A 17005-nucleotide genomic window follows, 5' to 3' on the forward strand; every position below is an offset into this window, starting at 1 on the left:
GATGTGTCCTTGTCTTCAGCTTAAGGTGTAGATGTAGAAGAATTAGATTCAGTAGTCGATGTAACCGGCTGCTGTGGAGCGGGCTGGCTTTTAGGATCGACATTCGGATAGAGCAAATATTTCGCGCGTTTATCGTAGTTTGGATCGTTTGGTAAATGCAAAGCACCAGACTGACCACATCCCACCAGCGCAAGACCGGTTGCACACATTGTGATGCAACAAATGAGGAGACGCATCTGACCACCTATCTAAGAAATGTCCGGAAGTATACCGTGATCAAGACCTTGACCAAAGTGTTAAAGCTTAGAGATTAAAGCCAGAATAAAAAAAACGCCAGCAAAGCACTGACGTTTTTTCAGCTCAGACAGAGCTGTTAAGCTCGGCGGCGGGTAAAGAAATAACCAATCGCCAGAATCACCAGCCAGAGTGGGCTAATTTTCAAGGCTTGCCAGGTGTCTTTTTCCAGCGAAAGTACATAAATCATGCCCACGAAAAACAGAATAACCACCCAGCAGGTAAACACGCCACCCGGCAGTTTAAACACAGACTTGGCATGTAATTCCGGACGCTGTGAGCGGTAGTTAATGTAACTCCACATGATCATAATCCACACACAGATAAACAGAATCGTGGATAAAGTCGTGGCCAAGGTAAAGGCATATACAGTATCCGGTACAAAATATTGTAATGCAGCACCAAACAACAGACAGATCACCGAGAAATATAAAGCATTCGCAGGAATCGCATGTTTACTCAGCTTGCCAAACATTTCTGGACCTTGTTGTTCACGCGACAAACCAAACAACATACGGCTGGTCGAAAACACCCCACTGTTCATGGAGGACATCACGGAAGATAACACCACCAGATTCATGATAATCGCGGCAGCTGCAACCCCAGCCTGACTGAACAGATTGACGAAAGGACTGATAGTTGGATCAATCTGGTTCCATGGCGTCACCGACATCACAATCAATAAAGCCAACACATAGAAAATAATAATCCGAATCGGGATCGAGTTGACTGCTTTTGGCAAGTTACGTTCTGGATCATGGGTTTCTGCCGCTGTGGTGCCGACCAGTTCCACCCCGACAAAAGCGAAGATGGCAATCTGGAAACCAGCCAGGAAGCCGGTAAGGCCGGTCGGGAATAAACCGCCATGCGACCACAAATGGGTAAAAGACGCGACTTCACCTGTAGTCGAAGTAAACCCGGTAAAAATCATCCAGAGTCCCACAGCAATCAATACCACAATGGCGATAATTTTCACCAAGGCAAACCAGAACTCCATTTCACCAAACAGCCGCACGGTGACCAGATTCAGTCCTAAAATAAACAGGATCGATGCAATACTGATCATGGCCCCTTCCATAGGGCTAAAGGGCTGTCCACCGTTAAAGAACTGCAAGTAGTAAATAATGGCGGAGAGATCGGCGATGCCGATGGTGATCCAGCACAGCCAATAGGTCCAGCCGACAAAATAACCTGCCCATGGTCCAATCAGATCCGTCGAAAAATCGATAAATGATTTATAGCTCAGGTTGGACAGCAGCAGCTCTCCTAATGCCCGCATGACTAAAAAAACCATCAGGCCAATAATCATATAAATAAATAAAATCGAAGGGCCAGCCAAGCTGATGGTTTTCCCTGACCCCATAAATAAACCGGTTCCTATCGCTCCCCCGATGGCAATCAGCTGCAGGTGTCGGTTTAACAAACTACGTTGCAGTTCGCCGTGCGCAACAGGCGAACCGAGGTTTTCATTTGACATTGTTATTCTCACAAATTTGATCTGATCAATAGGGCTCAAAATCAGGAAATTTTGCGCCGATCTTCGTTCTCTATAATGCGTTCCTCAGCTTTGCTTTATGTTGTATTTAGCAGCACGGTTATCCCTAATCCTTTAAATTACAGTATTCATCTCAGGTTGCAGTTTACGTGCCAAACTATTTTTTGGCGAGAGAAAGACTGAAAAATTGAGTTTCCTGCCCACTATTGCTACTCTCGGCATAGATTTTTTACTGGAACATGCATGCGATATGAGTAAGGTCAAAACCGTTTATCGTTGTGAACAATGTGGCAGTGACCACCCGAAATGGGCCGGTCAGTGTTCAGAGTGTGGTGAATGGAACTGCCTGACCGAAGTCCGTCTTGAGCCCGCAGTTTCGCATCGTGCCAAACCCAATTTAGGTGGGGGCTATGCAGGACAGGCCAGTCAGGTCACGACCCTCAATCAAGTTTCGGTCTCACATGAAACGCGCATGGCCACCGGTATCAGCGAATTTGATCGGGTGTTAGGCGGCGGGCTGGTCACCGGCTCGGTTGTACTGATTGGCGGTGATCCCGGCATCGGAAAATCCACCATCTTGCTGCAAACTGCAACCCATATGGCCAAAAGCAATAGCTCGGCGCTGTATGTGACTGGGGAAGAATCCCTGTCACAGGTCGCATTACGTGCACAACGCCTTGATTTGCCAACCGATCGTTTAAAAGTCATGGCGGAAACCTGTGTGGAACGGATTTGTGAAGTGCTTGCCCATGAAAAACCGGCCGTGGCGATTCTGGATTCGATCCAGACGCTCTATACCGAAAGTTTACAATCTGCACCGGGTGGCGTCTCACAGATTCGGGAATCTGCAGCCCTGTTGACCCGCTTTGCCAAAAATAGCGGAACAGCATTGTTTATTGTCGGCCACGTCACCAAAGAAGGGGCGCTGGCTGGTCCGCGTGTACTGGAACACATGGTCGATTGTGTACTGTATTTTGAAGGTCAGTCCGATTCACGCTACCGTATGATTCGCGCCGTGAAAAACCGTTTTGGTGCGGTGAATGAGCTCGGAGTGTTTGGTATGACCGACAAAGGCTTACGCGAAGTCGCCAATCCATCTGCGATCTTTCTCAGTCGCTATGATGAAGCGATTCCGGGTTCAGTGGTGATGATCAGTCGTGAAGGCACCCGTCCCTTGTTAGTCGAAGTGCAGGCCCTGGTCGATGATGCACAAGGACAGCCTCGCCGCGTCGCACTCGGTCTGGAACAAAACCGTTTAAACATGCTGCTCGCAGTGATGCATCGCCATGGTGGGGTGCAAACCAATGGTCAGGATGTCTATGTCAATATTGTCGGTGGTTTAAAAATTACCGAAACGGGATCCGATTTGGCTGTTTTACTGGCGTGTGCCTCCAGCTTACGTGGCAAAGCGCTACCGCAACAGTTGGCCGTATTTGGTGAAGTTGGCCTATCAGGTGAAATTCGTCCTGTACCAAATGGACAAGAACGTCTAAAAGAAGCAACCAAGCACGGTTTCAAGTACATTATCTTGCCACGTGCCAATGCCCCGCAAAAAAATATCCCTGGCGTTCAGGTCATTGCCGTGGCTCGTTTACATGAGGCGTTACAAGAAGCGATGCAACTCGCTGACGAGCTGTCTTAAATCAATCAAGATGTGTATGTAAAAAATAATTTTAATCATTGAAATTTGATGTATTTGCCTGCATAAATATACCAATTGATTTACTCAACATAGGAAAGTTCAATGGAAGTTCGACCGCGTGGCTTGATGGCCGGTATTCTCATGGCAGCTTTGGTGATGTCACCTTTAGCTGAAGCGAAACGTGCAGGTGGCGGCAAAAGCCATGGCATGACTCGTTCGACAACATCAAGTCAGACCTACCAACAACCGACCCAAGCAACTCCGGTTCAACCAACCACTAATTCCACAACAACCCCTCAAAAATCTGGCCCAGGTGTCGGTTCCATGGTTGCCGCGGGTGTCGCCGGTGCTGCTGTGGGTGCCGTTGCCGCAAATGCGCTAGCGGATGATGATGCAAGCCGTGCTCAGGCTGCCGAGGAAGAAGGTGGCATTCCAGGCTGGATCTGGATTTTACTGGCTGCTGCAGTTGCATTCTTCTTGTTCCGTAAATTCGGTGCAAAAAAAAAACTAGCCGCTTCTAATCCGTATGCTCCAAATGCGGGAGGTGGAACACCTTCCCCATTTGGTCAGCAACCCCCGAATGCACGGACTTCAGGTGACAACACCAATATCTTTGGTCAATCGGTAGGTGGTTCAACAGTAGGTACAGCAACACACGCGCTATTTGGTGGTGCATATACCAACAGTGGTAACCAGTTACCCGATGGTACTGAACCGGCAGTGTTCTTGCGTACCGCACGTCAGCGTTTCAATCATATTCAGGCCATGAACAGCGCCAACAATATTGAAGAGATTCGCCGTTATTTAACGCCTGAACTTTATCAATCCATGTATAACGACATCATGGCCAATCAGGATCACCAAGTGGCTGAATTCAGCAATCTAAATGCCATGGTGGTTGATACAGCAACTGAAAATGGTCAGTATGTGGTGAGCGTACGCTTTACAGGTAGCGTGACTGAAGATTTAAACAGCTTGCCGCAATCCTTTACCGAGATCTGGCACTTTGTAAAACCTGCAGGCTCGCAACAGGATTGGGTCGTTGCTGGTATCCAACAAGCTTAAAAACCGCAATCTTCATAGAAAAAACCAGCAGCCAGACTGCTGGTTTTTTTATAGCTATCAAGAGATGATCTGGCGTGATTTAAATATTGTTTATTCCCTTGCAAATCACGATACAAAGAACAGCCTATCTCGTATTTTTACCTCAAACCGGTTTGTAGATGTAAATAATTGACTTAAGGTTTCAATTAGATAGGCGAATCTACACAACCCTTTTAAATTTATCGATTCAGCCTAGCTCTAGTCTTTTGCTGCTCATCATCTATATATATCTACATTATCCAGAATAATAAAAAAGAAAAAGCCCCATTTCGGGGCTTTTGACCTATCATCTTAGCGTTTCGGCAATGGAACATATTGTGAATTTTGATTCAGCATTTTACGCTCCCCAACTTTTACCGTTAAGCTCAGTGTCTGGTCTTTACGTTGAATTTGCAGCTGTAAATGACTACCAGGGCTCTGCAATGCCACATAATTAATCAATTGAGATGCAGAAGTCACCTCTTCGTTATTGACCTGCACAATCTTGTCGCCTTGTTGTACACCTGCTTCAGCAGCCGGACCATTGGCTAATACATCCGCAACGATCACGCCTTTTTGCTTGGGTGCCAACACATCTTCCTGCGTTGCCGGTACAAGACTAATTCCCAACCAGCCACGTACCACACGACCGTCTTTAAGAATCGAGTTCAGTACCTGCTGACAGACACTAGCAGGAATGGCAAAGCCAATTCCGAGTGAACCACCCGACTGCGAAAAAATCGCTGTATTCACACCAATCAGATTACCCGCCACATCGATCAAGGCACCGCCAGAGTTACCCGGGTTAATTGCCGCATCGGTCTGGATAAAATCCTCATAAGTATTGATACCCAGATCAGAACGGTCTGTCGCAGAAATAATCCCTTGCGTCACGGTTTGTCCTACACCAAATGGGTTACCAATCGCGAGTACCACATCACCCACCTGATTACCACTTAACTTAAAGGGCAAGACTGGCAAGTTATTCAGTTCGACCTTGATCACCGCCAAATCAGTATCCGGATCGGTACCGACCACTTTAGCCTGAGCACGGCGACCATCCTGTAACGCCACCACTATCTGATCTGCTTGGGCAACCACGTGGTTATTCGTCAAAATATAACCATCCGGGCGTACGATTACCCCAGACCCTAGGCTGTTTTCATTCTGGTTTTGTTCCGGCAACTGATCACCAAAGAACTCACGAAACACCGGATCATTCATGAGGGGATGATCCTGTTGCTTCACCTTCTGTGTGGTAAAAATATTGACCACGGCGGGTGCGGCTACTTTCACCGCTGCACTATACGATGCCACCCCACCCGTTCGGGTTTTATCGACCAGAGGCTCCACTTTCTCAGCGGGCATTTTGACGCCATCTGGCGCAATCGGTGCTTTGGGCTGTTGCAGCTTTTGCCAAGTGACAAAACTGATAATGACAATCACGAGTAACACCCACGGTAACCATGCAAAGGTCCGGCGCACGTTCATATCCTCTAAGCTCGAACTAATTAATTGAAGAAACAGTATTTTCTGAAAATTATTCTAATCTAAATCCAGTTTAATATCTAAAAATGTCGCAAATGTTTTTGTCTAGCTTTAGTTAAGATCTAGTATATATTTTATGGCCTGAGATTCAGGATTAAAAAAGGGAAAGACGTGAATGGCTGAGCTCCAAAATATTCTGCAATGGTGTGAACAAACCCTGAAAGTTGCTGAATTTAAAGACTATGCACCGAATGGCTTACAGATTGAAGGTAAAGCCGAAATCCAAAAAATTCTATGTGCCGTTACTGCATCGCAACAAGCCATTGATGCCACGATTGCACAACAAGCTGACCTGCTTTTGGTCCATCATGGTTATTTCTGGAAAGGTGAACCCTACCCGATTACCGGAATGCGTGGTAAACGGATTAAGTCACTCATTCAGCATGACATTTCCCTACTCGCCTATCACTTGCCCCTCGATGCACATCCGGTATTGGGCAATAATGCTGCGATTGCTGAAATACTGGGCTTACAGAATATTGAGGCACTCGATCCCACCGAACGCAACCCGATTGGCAATATTGGCTATCTACCCCAAGCCCTCGGTCCAGAAGCCTTTAAAGATCTGCTCAGTGAAAAACTAGGCTTCGCAACAATCCATTTACCCGCAGGCAAACAGACGATTCAAAAAGTCGGTTTCTGTACGGGTGCTGCACAGGACTTTATTGACAAGGCCGCTGCACAAAACTGCGATGCGTATATTTCTGGCGAGGTCAGCGAGCGCACCTATTACGAGGCACAGGAACTCAATGTGCATTATTATGCCTGTGGTCATCACGCAACCGAACGTTACGGGGTGCAACAACTCGGAAAAGCCATTTGCCAACAGTTTGGAATTGAGTATAGTTATTTTGAATTAAATAATCCGATTTAACTCAACCCCTCGGGAAACTGGCATTCGTTTATGCGTATAAATTCAGGCTTTATTGTGTATTGTTATTTAAAAGCAGTGCACAAAAGTTTAAATAATCCATTACAATAGAGCGCGAATGTCAAAACCCAGCAAAATGCAAGGAATTGAAAAACATGACAACCATTACTTTACCAGCGCTACCATACGGCTACGAAGATCTTGCTCCGCACATCAGCAAAGAAACCCTTGAATACCACCACGACAAACACCACAACACTTATGTGGTGAATCTCAACAACCTGATCAAAGGTACTGAGCTTGAAGGTAAAACTTTAGAAGAAATCATCAAAGCAACTGCTGGCGATACTTCTAAAGCAGGTATCTTCAACAATGCAGCACAAGTTTGGAACCACACATTCTACTGGAACTGTATGGCGAAAAATGGGGGCGGTAAGCCAACAGGTGCACTTGCAGCGAAAATTGATGAAGCTTTCGGTTCTTATGAAAAATTCGTAGAAGAGTTCACTGCTGCTGCAACCACTCAATTCGGTTCTGGTTGGGCATGGTTAGTGGCTGACGAAGTAAATGGTAAACTTTCGATTACCAAAACTTCAAATGCAGACACTCCACTTGCACACGGTCAAGTCGCTGTTTTGACAATCGATGTATGGGAACACGCTTACTACATCGACTTCCGTAACTTGCGTCCTAAATACATCGCGACTTTCCTAGAAAGCCTTGTAAACTGGGATTACGCAAATGCGAAACTTGCAGGTCAACCTGCAGGCGTTGAAAAATAATTTTTATTTTTCATGTAAAAAAATCACCCCTCCGGGTGATTTTTTTATGCCTGACATTTTAATTATGCGCATTAATACAGCAAACAATTCTTTTTCTTCAACAATCTAGTTGACGTCCCCTGCTTTGCTACCTAAAATGCGCAGCAGATTCTCCAATAGCTCAGTCGGTAGAGCGACGGACTGTTAATCCGCAGGTCCCTGGTTCGAGCCCAGGTTGGAGAGCCAATTTTTCTCCCATAGCTCAGTCGGTAGAGCGACGGACTGTTAATCCGCAGGTCCCTGGTTCGAGCCCAGGTGGGAGAGCCAAGATTCAAGAAACCCACGCATCATGACGTGGGTTTTTTATTGGTTTATGATAACGACACATCAGAAAAATAAAACCTGCTCACAATGCTTAAAAATACACCCTGGCTCAAGTCCATGCTGTTCTGGATCGTTTTGATCAGTATCATCATTTTGATTTTTCGCTGCAGTACGCAACAAGAACAAAATAAAATGGCCTCTGATCTAGGCTATGAACGCCTATATGACTGCATGAACAAAATTCCTACTGATGCACGAACGAACTGGTTTAAGCAGATACAACAACAGCTTGCGACACCTCTTACCCAAAAAACCATGATGCAATTAATTCAACAATGCAATGTACACAAAACCGCTCAACCACAGCACTACTGGATCAATAAAATCAAACAGCTCTAAGCTGCAAGCATTTCGCTCAATAATTCAACAGTTGAGCCAAGATGACGATTATTTTACAGATTCAGCTTGACCCACTCTTAAAACCTGCCTAAAATCCGCTTCAGATTCTCCCATAGCTCAGTCGGTAGAGCGACGGACTGTTAATCCGCAGGTCCCTGGTTCGAGCCCAGGTGGGAGAGCCAAGATTCCAAAAAACCCACTCCTTCTGAGTGGGTTTTTTCTTTGCTCAAATTTAGTATTGTGTCTGATTCAAACTCTATTCTCTTCTTTGTGCTAGGTTGCATTGCAACGCTTGCGCTGATTGCCCTGATTTTTAAGCATCGGTTTTTTCGCCAACAGAAATACCTACCCAAACGGGTCATCACTCCATTTGAAAGGAAAATGTTTTTACGTTTAAAAGAAGCCTTTCCACAATACCATGTGTTAGCACAGGTTGCGTTCAGTGCACTGATTACCAGTGAAGACTATAAAATCCGCCAACGGTTTAACCGCAAAGTGACGGATTTTGTTTTACTAAATGCCAGTCTGGACGTGATTGCGATTATTGAGCTGGATGATCCTTCTCATATAGGCAAGGAGCAGGAAGATGCTCAACGCGATGCCATGTTGCATGAAGCCGGCTATCGCGTTTATCGCTTCACTCAGATTCCAACGCTTGCGCAGTTGCGCAAAACCATTTCAGGTTAATTTTTAGATTAAGGTTGCTGTGCTTCAGAAGCTGCTTGCTGCTTGAGACGCTCACGCTCTGCAATTCGTTTTAACTGCTCTTCGTGCTGCTGTTTATATTTCTTCTGATTTTCAGCATCACTCTTTGCCGCAATGAAGCCCATAGTGACCACGAAAATCGGAATCAATAATCCCAAGCTTGCAAAAATTAATACCTTAGGACTCGGTTTCTTGCTGTTTCCCGACATGACTTACCCATTCAACATCATTTAAGGACGTTCACTTTAACAAAAATGACTATAGAGACAAAGGCCAACCCCTACCGCACAGCATCAAATTGAAAATGAAAAAGTATCAACTGTAAAAAAGCCAGGTTTCACCTGGCAATAGACAATGCTTGTAAGTAAAGATCAGCCATGCAACTGAAGGTTTTAGAGCAGCGCTACATATTCAGAACAAGCCAGCAAAAATACCGACAAAAATGATCGCGCCTACCCAACGGTTATGACGGAAAGCCCAGAAACAGCGCTGAGGATCACGATCTCTGGTTTTACTCCACTGAAAGATGAAGTCCGCAACCACCACCAGTAAAGCCAGTAGACCAAAAGGAAACAGCAAAGCTTCACGGTATAAGGCTGTACCAATCAGCAATACACTACTCAACTGTAATAGGCTGATAATCTGAATATCATAACGACCAAACAAAATAGCCGTCGATTTCACCCCGATTTTTAAATCGTACTCACGGTCAGTAATGGCATATTGCGTATCATACGCCACAGTCCAGGCCAGATTGCCAAAATACAATAACCAGCAGGTGATATCTGGCATTTGTCCCACTGCCGTATATGCCATCGGAATGGACCAGGAAAAAGCTGCCCCCAAAAACACCTGAGGCAAGTTAGTATAGCGTTTCATAAATGGATAAATAAACGCGAGAAACAATGCGCCAAATGACCAGTAAAAGGTTTCGATCGGTAAGAAAAACAGCATGCTGGCACTTGCAGCGACCAATGCCAGAAAGACATAAATAGCTTCTTTGGCACTAATGATTCCCGTTGCCAATGGACGAGTTTTGGTACGTGCCACATGACCATCCACTTTACGATCCGCGAAATCATTAATCGCACAGCCTGCAGCGCGCATAAAGATCGTGCCTAAAATCATTGGAATCAGAATACCCATGTCAGGGATACCTTGATTCGCAATCCACAATGCCCACATGGTTGGCCAGAACACCAATTCTGTTCCAATCGGTTTATCAAACCGGCACAAATAATAATAGGCTTCTAAGCGTTCACGCCAAGTAATCTGTTGCACAATGGCCATAGCGGTTCATCTCATCTGTTTGCCAAAAACGTTTCAAAACTCGGCAGAAACGTTTCCTGGACAATAAATTTACATCCATGCCAAGTATAACAGCTTTGCCGGGTCCATCCGTCCTCTAGCCAGAGGACACGACGTTCACACGCAGGTGTGGTGCGCTGAAAGAGCAATTTGCCAATCGGCATGCGCCCAATATGTTGAAAGCGGCGTGCCCGTCCCTGCAAGCTTAAAATCGGAAATATACTTTTCGCTTGCACCCAGGGTTGCGCATCACAACCATACAAATACGATTCCCGCACCCAAGAGATATGTTGATAGGGCATCTGCATCCATTGGGCGTCGGCGAAGCTTAAACGCTGAAAATTCTCTTGGAGAGGCTCAACGCGAAAATGCCCCCCTGCGATCTGGGTAAGCTGCTCAGTCAGTGAGCCCGATGCGTAAAGCCAAGTTTTGAGTTCAGCGGGAATGTGCTGCATAACCCTACCTAATTACTTCATTAAATTGCGATGAAATGATTTAAACGTTGATTTTGATTAGCAGTTATCTGTTTTGGCAATCACTTCAAATTGACCACTCGCGTTTTTTTGCAAAATAAAGCCTTCAGCGCTAAGATAAAAACTTTGCGGATAAGCATAATCCAGCGCCAGTTCAGGATGTTTCAAACCGACAAATTCTGCCTGCTTATATCCTTCAGGCGTACGCCCCACTTCGATATAAGTCACCGGAGAAAAATTCATTTTAAAACCTTTACTGTGGTCTTTTACATCCACCCAAGGGTAAAAACTGGTGTGCTTTTTGCGCTGTGCCATATAATTGCCAGATGCCCTCTCTATAAAAACAAATGATACAAAAAAACCCGCGACTAGCGCGGGTTTTTAAGCAGTAATTTAAAATTTAAATTACAGGCTGTAGTACATGTCGAATTCAACTGGGTGAGTCGTGGTGTTCAAACGACGAACTTCTTCAGTTTTAAGCTCGATGTAAGCATCTAGCATGTCTTTCGTGAACACGCCACCTTTTAATAGATACTCGTGGTCTGCTGCCAAAGCTTCAAGCGCCATATCCAAGCTGTGAGCCACAGTTGGGATTTTCGCTTCTTCTTCAGGAGGAAGGTCATACAAGTTCTTGTCAGCAGCATCGCCTGGATGGATCTTGTTCTGGATACCGTCGATACCCGCCATCAACAATGCAGCAAAACCGAGGTACGGGTTCATCATTGGATCTGGGAAACGTGCTTCGATACGTTTGCCTTTCGGGCTAGAAACGTAAGGAATACGGATAGAAGCCGAACGGTTACGCGCTGAGTAAGCCAACATGATCGGTGCTTCGAAGTGTGGAACCAAACGCTTGTACGAGTTTGTAGAAGGGTTGGTGATCGCATTCAAAGAACGTGCATGCTTGATGATACCACCGATGAAGTAAAGTGCCATTTCAGAAAGGCCTGCATATTCATCACCAGCGAACAAGTTCTTGCCATCTTTAGAGATCGACATGTGAACGTGCATACCAGAACCGTTGTCACCTACCATTGGTTTAGGCATGAAAGTTGCTGTTTTTGCATATTGATGTGCAACATTCCAAACCGCATATTTGAACTGTTGTACTTCGTCAGCTTTACGAACCATAGTATTGAAGCTTACACCAATTTCCAACTGGCAAGATGCAACTTCGTGGTGGTGTACTTCTACACGACCTGGGCCCATGATTTCTTCAATTTTTGCACACATTTCTGCACGCATATCTTGTGAAGAATCTACTGGTGGCACTGGGAAGTAACCGCCTTTAACGCGTGGACGGTGACCAGAGTTACCTGATTCATAGTCGTTGCCAGTTGACCAAGCTGCTTCTTCAGCGATCAAGGTATGGCGAGCGCCTGACATGTCGATGTCCCATTTTACTTCGTCAAATACGAAGAATTCTGGTTCTGGACCGAAGAATGCAGTATCACCGATACCAGTAGATTTCAAATATTCTTCTGCACGGCGAGCAATCGAGCGTGGGTCACGTTCATAACCTTGGCCAGTAGATGGCTCAATAACGTCACAAGTCACAACAACTGTTGGCTCAGCGAAGAACGGGTCGATAAAACCAGTTTCTGCATCTGGACGCAAAATCATGTCAGATGCTTCAATGCCTTTCCAACCTGCAATTGAAGAACCGTCGAACATTTTACCGTCTTCAAACGTATCTTCATCGATTGAGTCAGCAGGATAAGTTACGTGCTGTTCTTTACCCTTAGTATCAGTAAAGCGAAAATCGACCCATTTAGCGCCACTTTCTTGTATGAGTTGAAGGACCTTGTTCGCCATGCTCATTTTGCTCCAATGAAATTTTATTGCACTTAGCAAGTGCGTGTTAGCAGTTGGTAAGTATAAAGCAAATCTCATACCAACTTTTAAAATCGTAACTAAAACATTGAATTCTTTATCAGAATATAAGATTTAGTGCCGTTGATTTGCAGCTATTATACTGTGTGCGAATGTAAATGCACCATATTCATTCAAGGATCGAAACTTTCGTTTGTAACGCTCTTTCAATTGAACCAAAACAGTGCAATAAAACTTAATGCATCAATTTAACTCTAGCTTTGTTATAGTGCAAAATCGACATAGAGTTCACCGTCCAAGTTAGAACTCAAAAACAATAAAACAAATACAACCAATTAATTTAAATACATTTATTAAATATAAAAATTAAAAACTGGTAAAATCAAGTGTATCCTCAAGAAAATTTATCCCATGTTTTGAGAAATAAATCGTCCAGTATTTAAATTGAATTGCCCTAAAATGGCGCTTTTTCCTTTTGTTTAATTTTCAAATCATAAAACGGCTAGCTTGGATGTTAATAACAGCACCTCCGTCACATAAATAAAAACTTCACTTCACCTAAGCGTCATCAGGATCAAATAAGCTATGACTCAAAATAAATCTAGAATGATCAGAACATTTATGCGCTGGAACTTATTCAAAAATACCCTTTTGGGCTTGGCAATTCTCAGCCTGACAGGCTGTCAGACCCTGAGTTTTCCAAAACAAGACGTTCAAAATGTGCACCTTTTTGCTTTTAATGATTTTCATGGCCATCTCGAACCGAGCCAGCGCTCTATTACGATTCCTGATCCACACAGTCCTCAAAACAACATCAAACTACCGGTCGGTGGAGCCAGTTATCTTGCCGATGCGATTGACAAGTTGCACAGCCAGCATCCGTCGCATGTGGTGATTTCTGCGGGAGACCTGATGAGTGCTTCGCCTCTGATCTCTTCCTTATTTCTGGATGAAGCCACCATTGAAGTCATGAACGAAATTGCTTTAGATTTCAATGTGATTGGCAATCATGAATTAGACCGCGGCACACAAGAATTGCAACGCATACAATCCGGGGGCTGTATCGCCTATACCCGTATGCAGCCTTGCCAAATTAATAGGGCATTCACGGGTGCGAAATTCGATTTTTTAGCGGCAAATATCTATTCAAAGCAGTATCCAGAGCAACGCCTGTTTCCTGCCTATAAAGTCAAACATTTTGACGGTATTCCGGTTGCCTTTATTGGTCTAACCTTGAAAACGGCACCAAGTAGCGTTGCCGCAACGGGAATTCAAGACCTGGTCTTTCGCGATGAAGCCGAGACTGTAAATGCCCTCATTCCTGAGCTGAAACAACAAGGGATTGAAGCCATCGTGGTGGTCATTCATGACGGTGTAATGGCTCAGCAACCACAAGCTTTTGGACAAAAAAGTTGTGAAGGATTGCAAGGACCGCTGCTACAGATTTTAGAACAGCTCGATTCAGAAGTTGATGTCGTGATATCTGGCCATACCCATCAGGCTTATCTCTGTGATTATGCAACCCGTAATCCGGCAAAACCATTTTTGCTGACTTCAGCAGGCCAATACGGAGACATGATTACCGACATCAATCTACAAATAGATGTAAAGAGCAAAGACATCCTGCATAAAGATGCCCGACAAATCCCGGTACAAAGTGAACCTTTTCATATCGGCACGACGCTCATCTCACCGAGTGAAGCCTATGAAACCTTCAGCAAGTCGGCGAAAGTAGAAGCAATCTTGCAGCCTTATCGTCAAGCAGTCGATCAGATTGCCAAGCAGGTGATTGCTCAGGCCAACATGCCGATTGTTCGCAAACTCACCTCTAGTGGTGAGAGTCCACTGGGACTGCTGATTGCAGATGCGCAGCAAGCCGCTGCAGTTCGACAGGGCTCTCTAGGTTCTGATTTTGCCTTGATGAATCCGGGGGGGATCCGTGCTGACCTGATGATCAATACCGAAAAACAGATCCGATTTATTGATCTTTATTCGGTACAGCCTTTTGCCAACACCCTCGTCACCATGACCCTTAGTGGTCAACAAATTCGTGACTTACTGGAACAGCAGTGGTCAGGTGCCAATGCCAGTTTCCCTAAAATCCTGCAGCCTTCCGCCGCCTTGAGTTACCAATATAACAACGTTGCCACAAACTCACCCCGTGCACGTAATATTCGAATTAATGGTCGTGCTCTGGCCGATCAACAAAATTATCGGGTGACTGTGAACAGCTTTCTGGCCGAAGGTGGTGATAACTTTAGCGTATTACGACAAGGTACTCAGCGCACAATTGCAGGCGCCGATCTACAGGCATTGCAAGATTATCTCGTTGAGCATGCGCCGGTCAGTGCCCCAATCCCCGGACGTATTCGGCTAATCAACGAATAAAGGCGACCGTCGAGAAGCTAAAAGTATGCTGCCTCGACACCCGGATGAACTTTGCTGTCCTATCTCAGAATAAATCTGATAAAGTAACCGCTTAGATCTCGCGACTTTCATTTAGAGTTTGCTGATCAGTCACTTTCTAAAATATGAGTAATATTGTGCGTAATACTATCTACGATCACAATTTACTGCCATACCATTCAAGAGGTTAAGCTCAATATGCTTCTCATGATCGACAATTACGATAGCTTTACTTATAACATCGTCCAGTACTTTGGCGAGTTAAATCAAGAAGTAAAAGTGGTTCGCAATGATCAAGTCACATTGGAAGATATTGAACGATGGCAACCGAAATACTTGGTAATTGGTCCAGGCCCTTGCTCACCAACTGAAGCCGGAATTTCCATTCCGGCTATTCAGCACTTTGCCGGGAAAATTCCCCTATTGGGCGTGTGCCTGGGACATCAAAGTATTGGTCAGGCTTTTGGTGGCAATATTGTGCGCGCCAAAACTGTCATGCATGGCCGTCTCTCGGATATGTATCACAGCAATCAGGGGATTTTTAGCAATCTGCCGAATCCTTTTTCAGCAACACGTTATCACTCTTTGGTCATTGATCAAGCCACCCTACCGGAATGTCTGGAAGTCACCTGCTGGACTCAGGAAGCTGACGGCTCAATGGAAGAAATCATGGGGATTCGACATAAGACATTGCCGGTTGAAGGCGTGCAGTTCCACCCGGAATCCATTTTGAGTCAGCATGGCCATCAGATTTTCCAGAACTTTTTAGATATTTACGCATAATGAGCGCAATACAAGATATGAATATTCAGCAAGCTTTAAACCATATTACTAAAAACATTCACCTCACCCAGGCACAAATGGAAGACGTGATGCGTCAGATCATGAGCGGTGAAGCGACCGATGCACAAATCGGTGCCCTAATGATGGGCTTACGCATGAAAGGCGAAAGTATCGACGAAATTACCGCTGCTGCACGTGTCATGCGTGACTTTGCGATCAAGATTGATGTCAGTGACCTGCCTTACCTGATTGATATCGTGGGTACCGGTGGTGATGGCCAAAACCTGTTTAATGTATCGACCGCCTCTTCTTTCGTGATTGCCGCGGCCGGTGCAACCATTGCCAAACACGGCAACCGTGGTGTTTCGACCAAATCCGGTTCTTCTGATTTACTGGAACAGGCCGGCATCAACCTCGATCTCGACATGCAACAAACAGAACGCTGCATTCGTGAAATGGGTGTCGGTTTCCTGTTTGCCCCCAACCATCACAAAGCCATGAAATATGCGGTTGGCCCACGTCGTGAACTCGGTATTCGTAGCTTCTTTAATCTGCTTGGCCCATTGACCAACCCGGCCGGTGTGAAGCGTTTCGTGATCGGCGTGTTTTCTGATGAACTGTGCCGTCCAATGGCTGAAGTGTTGAAACAGCTCGGTGCAGAACAGGTGATGGTCGTACATTCACGTGACGGCCTGGATGAGATCAGTCTGGCTGCACCAACACATGTGGCTGAGTTAAAAGATGGCGAAATTTTTGAATGGACCCTGAACCCGGAAGATGTCGGCATCAAATCTGAAACTTTGGCCGGTTTGGTGGTGGAGAATTCAGCAGAAAGTCTGAAACTGATTAAAGATGCCCTCGGCAAAAATAAATCCGACATGGGTGAAAAAGCCGCGCATATGATTGCTTTGAATGCCGGTGCCGGTCTGTATGTTTCAGGTCTGTGCAAAGATTATGAACAAGGGGTCGCACTGGCACAGGACATCATCTATGGCGGGCAGGCACTGGAAAAAATGAGTGTACTTTCAGAGTTCACCAAAACAATGAAACAACATAGCAACGAACAGGCAGTGGATTAAG

General features: G+C 45.3%; 17 protein-coding genes and 3 tRNA genes. 12 read left to right on the plus strand and 8 right to left on the minus strand.

All coding sequences use genetic code 11. The features are described 5' to 3' along the window. Positions 1–20: 20 nt before the first annotated feature. Positions 21–236, minus strand: coding sequence for an LPS translocon maturation chaperone LptM (gene lptM / locus PGW99_RS07950; RefSeq protein WP_273777152.1), 216 nt, complete (start codon positions 234–236; stop codon positions 21–23). A gap of 137 nt (positions 237–373) precedes the next feature. After that, positions 374–1771 (minus strand): amino acid permease, encoded by a 1398-nt coding sequence (locus PGW99_RS07955; RefSeq protein ID WP_273777154.1) that lies wholly within the window; start codon positions 1769–1771, stop codon positions 374–376. A 268-nt stretch (positions 1772–2039) separates the two neighbouring features. On the opposite strand from PGW99_RS07955, the gene radA reads away from it, so the two are divergent. Together radA and PGW99_RS07965 are read left to right on the plus strand one after the other, a co-directional pair. Further along, positions 2040–3431, plus strand: coding sequence for a DNA repair protein RadA (radA, locus tag PGW99_RS07960; RefSeq protein WP_273777155.1), 1392 nt, complete (start codon positions 2040–2042; stop codon positions 3429–3431). 102 nt (positions 3432–3533) lie between these two features. Further along, positions 3534–4496, plus strand: a complete 963-nt coding sequence (locus PGW99_RS07965) for a Tim44 domain-containing protein (RefSeq protein WP_273777157.1) — start codon at positions 3534–3536, stop codon at positions 4494–4496. A 330-nt stretch (positions 4497–4826) separates the two neighbouring features. On the opposite strand, the gene PGW99_RS07970 is transcribed toward PGW99_RS07965, so the two are convergent. Beyond that, a complete protein-coding gene (locus PGW99_RS07970) occupies positions 4827–5999 on the minus strand; it encodes a S1C family serine protease (RefSeq protein ID WP_273777159.1) in 1173 nt (390 codons plus the stop codon). A gap of 178 nt (positions 6000–6177) precedes the next feature. On the opposite strand from PGW99_RS07970, the gene PGW99_RS07975 reads away from it, so the two are divergent. The 7 genes from PGW99_RS07975 to PGW99_RS08005 all read left to right on the plus strand — a co-directional run bounded on the left by PGW99_RS07975 (position 6178) and on the right by PGW99_RS08005 (position 9104). Beyond that, the gene (locus PGW99_RS07975) at positions 6178–6936 is read left to right on the plus strand and encodes a Nif3-like dinuclear metal center hexameric protein (RefSeq protein ID WP_273777161.1); all 759 of its coding nucleotides are present in this window, start codon (positions 6178–6180) and stop codon (positions 6934–6936) included. A gap of 152 nt (positions 6937–7088) precedes the next feature. Beyond that, entirely contained in the window at positions 7089–7715 is a 627-nt protein-coding gene (locus PGW99_RS07980; RefSeq protein WP_273777163.1) for a superoxide dismutase, read from the plus strand. Positions 7716–7864: 149 nt separating this feature from the next. Then, positions 7865–7940: transfer RNA gene (locus PGW99_RS07985), tRNA-Asn, on the plus strand. Positions 7941–7945: 5 nt separating this feature from the next. After that, positions 7946–8021: transfer RNA gene (locus tag PGW99_RS07990), tRNA-Asn, on the plus strand. A gap of 114 nt (positions 8022–8135) precedes the next feature. After that, positions 8136–8417, plus strand: a complete 282-nt coding sequence (locus tag PGW99_RS07995; protein WP_273777165.1) for a hypothetical protein — start codon at positions 8136–8138, stop codon at positions 8415–8417. 106 nt (positions 8418–8523) lie between these two features. Further along, positions 8524–8599: transfer RNA gene (locus PGW99_RS08000), tRNA-Asn, on the plus strand. A gap of 58 nt (positions 8600–8657) precedes the next feature. Further along, positions 8658–9104 carry a DUF2726 domain-containing protein gene (locus PGW99_RS08005; protein WP_273779475.1) on the plus strand — a complete coding sequence of 149 codons (447 nt, stop codon included), beginning with the start codon at positions 8658–8660 and terminating at the stop codon, positions 9102–9104. A gap of 8 nt (positions 9105–9112) precedes the next feature. On the opposite strand, the gene PGW99_RS08010 is transcribed toward PGW99_RS08005, so the two are convergent. From PGW99_RS08010 to glnA, 5 genes are all read right to left on the minus strand, one after another. Continuing rightward, positions 9113–9331, minus strand: coding sequence for a hypothetical protein (locus PGW99_RS08010; protein WP_273777167.1), 219 nt, complete (start codon positions 9329–9331; stop codon positions 9113–9115). A gap of 202 nt (positions 9332–9533) precedes the next feature. Then, complete coding sequence (gene ubiA / locus PGW99_RS08015; RefSeq protein WP_273777169.1) at positions 9534–10412, minus strand: 4-hydroxybenzoate octaprenyltransferase; 879 nt, start codon at positions 10410–10412, stop codon at positions 9534–9536. A gap of 11 nt (positions 10413–10423) precedes the next feature. Continuing rightward, complete coding sequence (locus PGW99_RS08020; RefSeq protein ID WP_273777171.1) at positions 10424–10885, minus strand: chorismate--pyruvate lyase family protein; 462 nt, start codon at positions 10883–10885, stop codon at positions 10424–10426. A gap of 57 nt (positions 10886–10942) precedes the next feature. Beyond that, a complete protein-coding gene (locus PGW99_RS08025; RefSeq protein ID WP_273777172.1) occupies positions 10943–11218 on the minus strand; it encodes a hypothetical protein in 276 nt (91 codons plus the stop codon). A gap of 90 nt (positions 11219–11308) precedes the next feature. Continuing rightward, positions 11309–12724: a type I glutamate--ammonia ligase gene (gene glnA / locus PGW99_RS08030; protein WP_273777173.1), complete on the minus strand. Its 1416-nt coding sequence runs from the start codon at positions 12722–12724 to the stop codon at positions 11309–11311. Positions 12725–13357: 633 nt separating this feature from the next. Between glnA and PGW99_RS08035 the strand changes: the two genes are divergently transcribed. The 3 genes from PGW99_RS08035 (at position 13358) to trpD (ending at position 17004) form a co-directional block, all read left to right on the plus strand. Next, complete coding sequence (locus PGW99_RS08035; protein WP_273777174.1) at positions 13358–15124, plus strand: bifunctional metallophosphatase/5'-nucleotidase; 1767 nt, start codon at positions 13358–13360, stop codon at positions 15122–15124. 216 nt (positions 15125–15340) lie between these two features. Further along, a complete protein-coding gene (locus tag PGW99_RS08040; RefSeq protein ID WP_273777175.1) occupies positions 15341–15925 on the plus strand; it encodes an anthranilate synthase component II in 585 nt (194 codons plus the stop codon). A 17-nt stretch (positions 15926–15942) separates the two neighbouring features. After that, positions 15943–17004, plus strand: coding sequence for an anthranilate phosphoribosyltransferase (trpD, locus tag PGW99_RS08045; protein WP_273777176.1), 1062 nt, complete (start codon positions 15943–15945; stop codon positions 17002–17004). The last annotated feature ends 1 nt before the right edge of the window (position 17005 follow it).

The sequence above is a fragment of the Acinetobacter sp. GSS19 genome, from assembly GCF_028621895.1.
Classification (GTDB): Bacteria; Pseudomonadota; Gammaproteobacteria; order Pseudomonadales; family Moraxellaceae; genus Acinetobacter.

What these genes read in the sequence shown, in the direction of transcription:
- trpD (WP_273777176.1), top strand. Translation starts at nt 15,943, where the DNA reads ATGAATATTCAGCAAGCTTTAAACCATATTACTAAAAACATTCACCTC.
- PGW99_RS07975 (WP_273777161.1), top strand. Translation starts at nt 6,178, where the DNA reads ATGGCTGAGCTCCAAAATATTCTGCAATGGTGTGAACAAACCCTGAAA.
- PGW99_RS07955 (WP_273777154.1), bottom strand. Translation starts at nt 1,771, where the DNA reads ATGTCAAATGAAAACCTCGGTTCGCCTGTTGCGCACGGCGAACTGCAA.
- PGW99_RS08040 (WP_273777175.1), top strand. Translation starts at nt 15,341, where the DNA reads ATGCTTCTCATGATCGACAATTACGATAGCTTTACTTATAACATCGTC.
- glnA (WP_273777173.1), bottom strand. Translation starts at nt 12,724, where the DNA reads ATGAGCATGGCGAACAAGGTCCTTCAACTCATACAAGAAAGTGGCGCT.
- PGW99_RS08010 (WP_273777167.1), bottom strand. Translation starts at nt 9,331, where the DNA reads ATGTCGGGAAACAGCAAGAAACCGAGTCCTAAGGTATTAATTTTTGCA.
- radA (WP_273777155.1), top strand. Translation starts at nt 2,040, where the DNA reads ATGAGTAAGGTCAAAACCGTTTATCGTTGTGAACAATGTGGCAGTGAC.
- ubiA (WP_273777169.1), bottom strand. Translation starts at nt 10,412, where the DNA reads ATGGCCATTGTGCAACAGATTACTTGGCGTGAACGCTTAGAAGCCTAT.
- PGW99_RS08035 (WP_273777174.1), top strand. Translation starts at nt 13,358, where the DNA reads ATGCGCTGGAACTTATTCAAAAATACCCTTTTGGGCTTGGCAATTCTC.
- lptM (WP_273777152.1), bottom strand. Translation starts at nt 236, where the DNA reads ATGCGTCTCCTCATTTGTTGCATCACAATGTGTGCAACCGGTCTTGCG.
- PGW99_RS08020 (WP_273777171.1), bottom strand. Translation starts at nt 10,885, where the DNA reads ATGCAGCACATTCCCGCTGAACTCAAAACTTGGCTTTACGCATCGGGC.
- PGW99_RS08025 (WP_273777172.1), bottom strand. Translation starts at nt 11,218, where the DNA reads ATGGCACAGCGCAAAAAGCACACCAGTTTTTACCCTTGGGTGGATGTA.
- PGW99_RS07965 (WP_273777157.1), top strand. Translation starts at nt 3,534, where the DNA reads ATGGAAGTTCGACCGCGTGGCTTGATGGCCGGTATTCTCATGGCAGCT.
- PGW99_RS07995 (WP_273777165.1), top strand. Translation starts at nt 8,136, where the DNA reads ATGCTGTTCTGGATCGTTTTGATCAGTATCATCATTTTGATTTTTCGC.
- PGW99_RS07980 (WP_273777163.1), top strand. Translation starts at nt 7,089, where the DNA reads ATGACAACCATTACTTTACCAGCGCTACCATACGGCTACGAAGATCTT.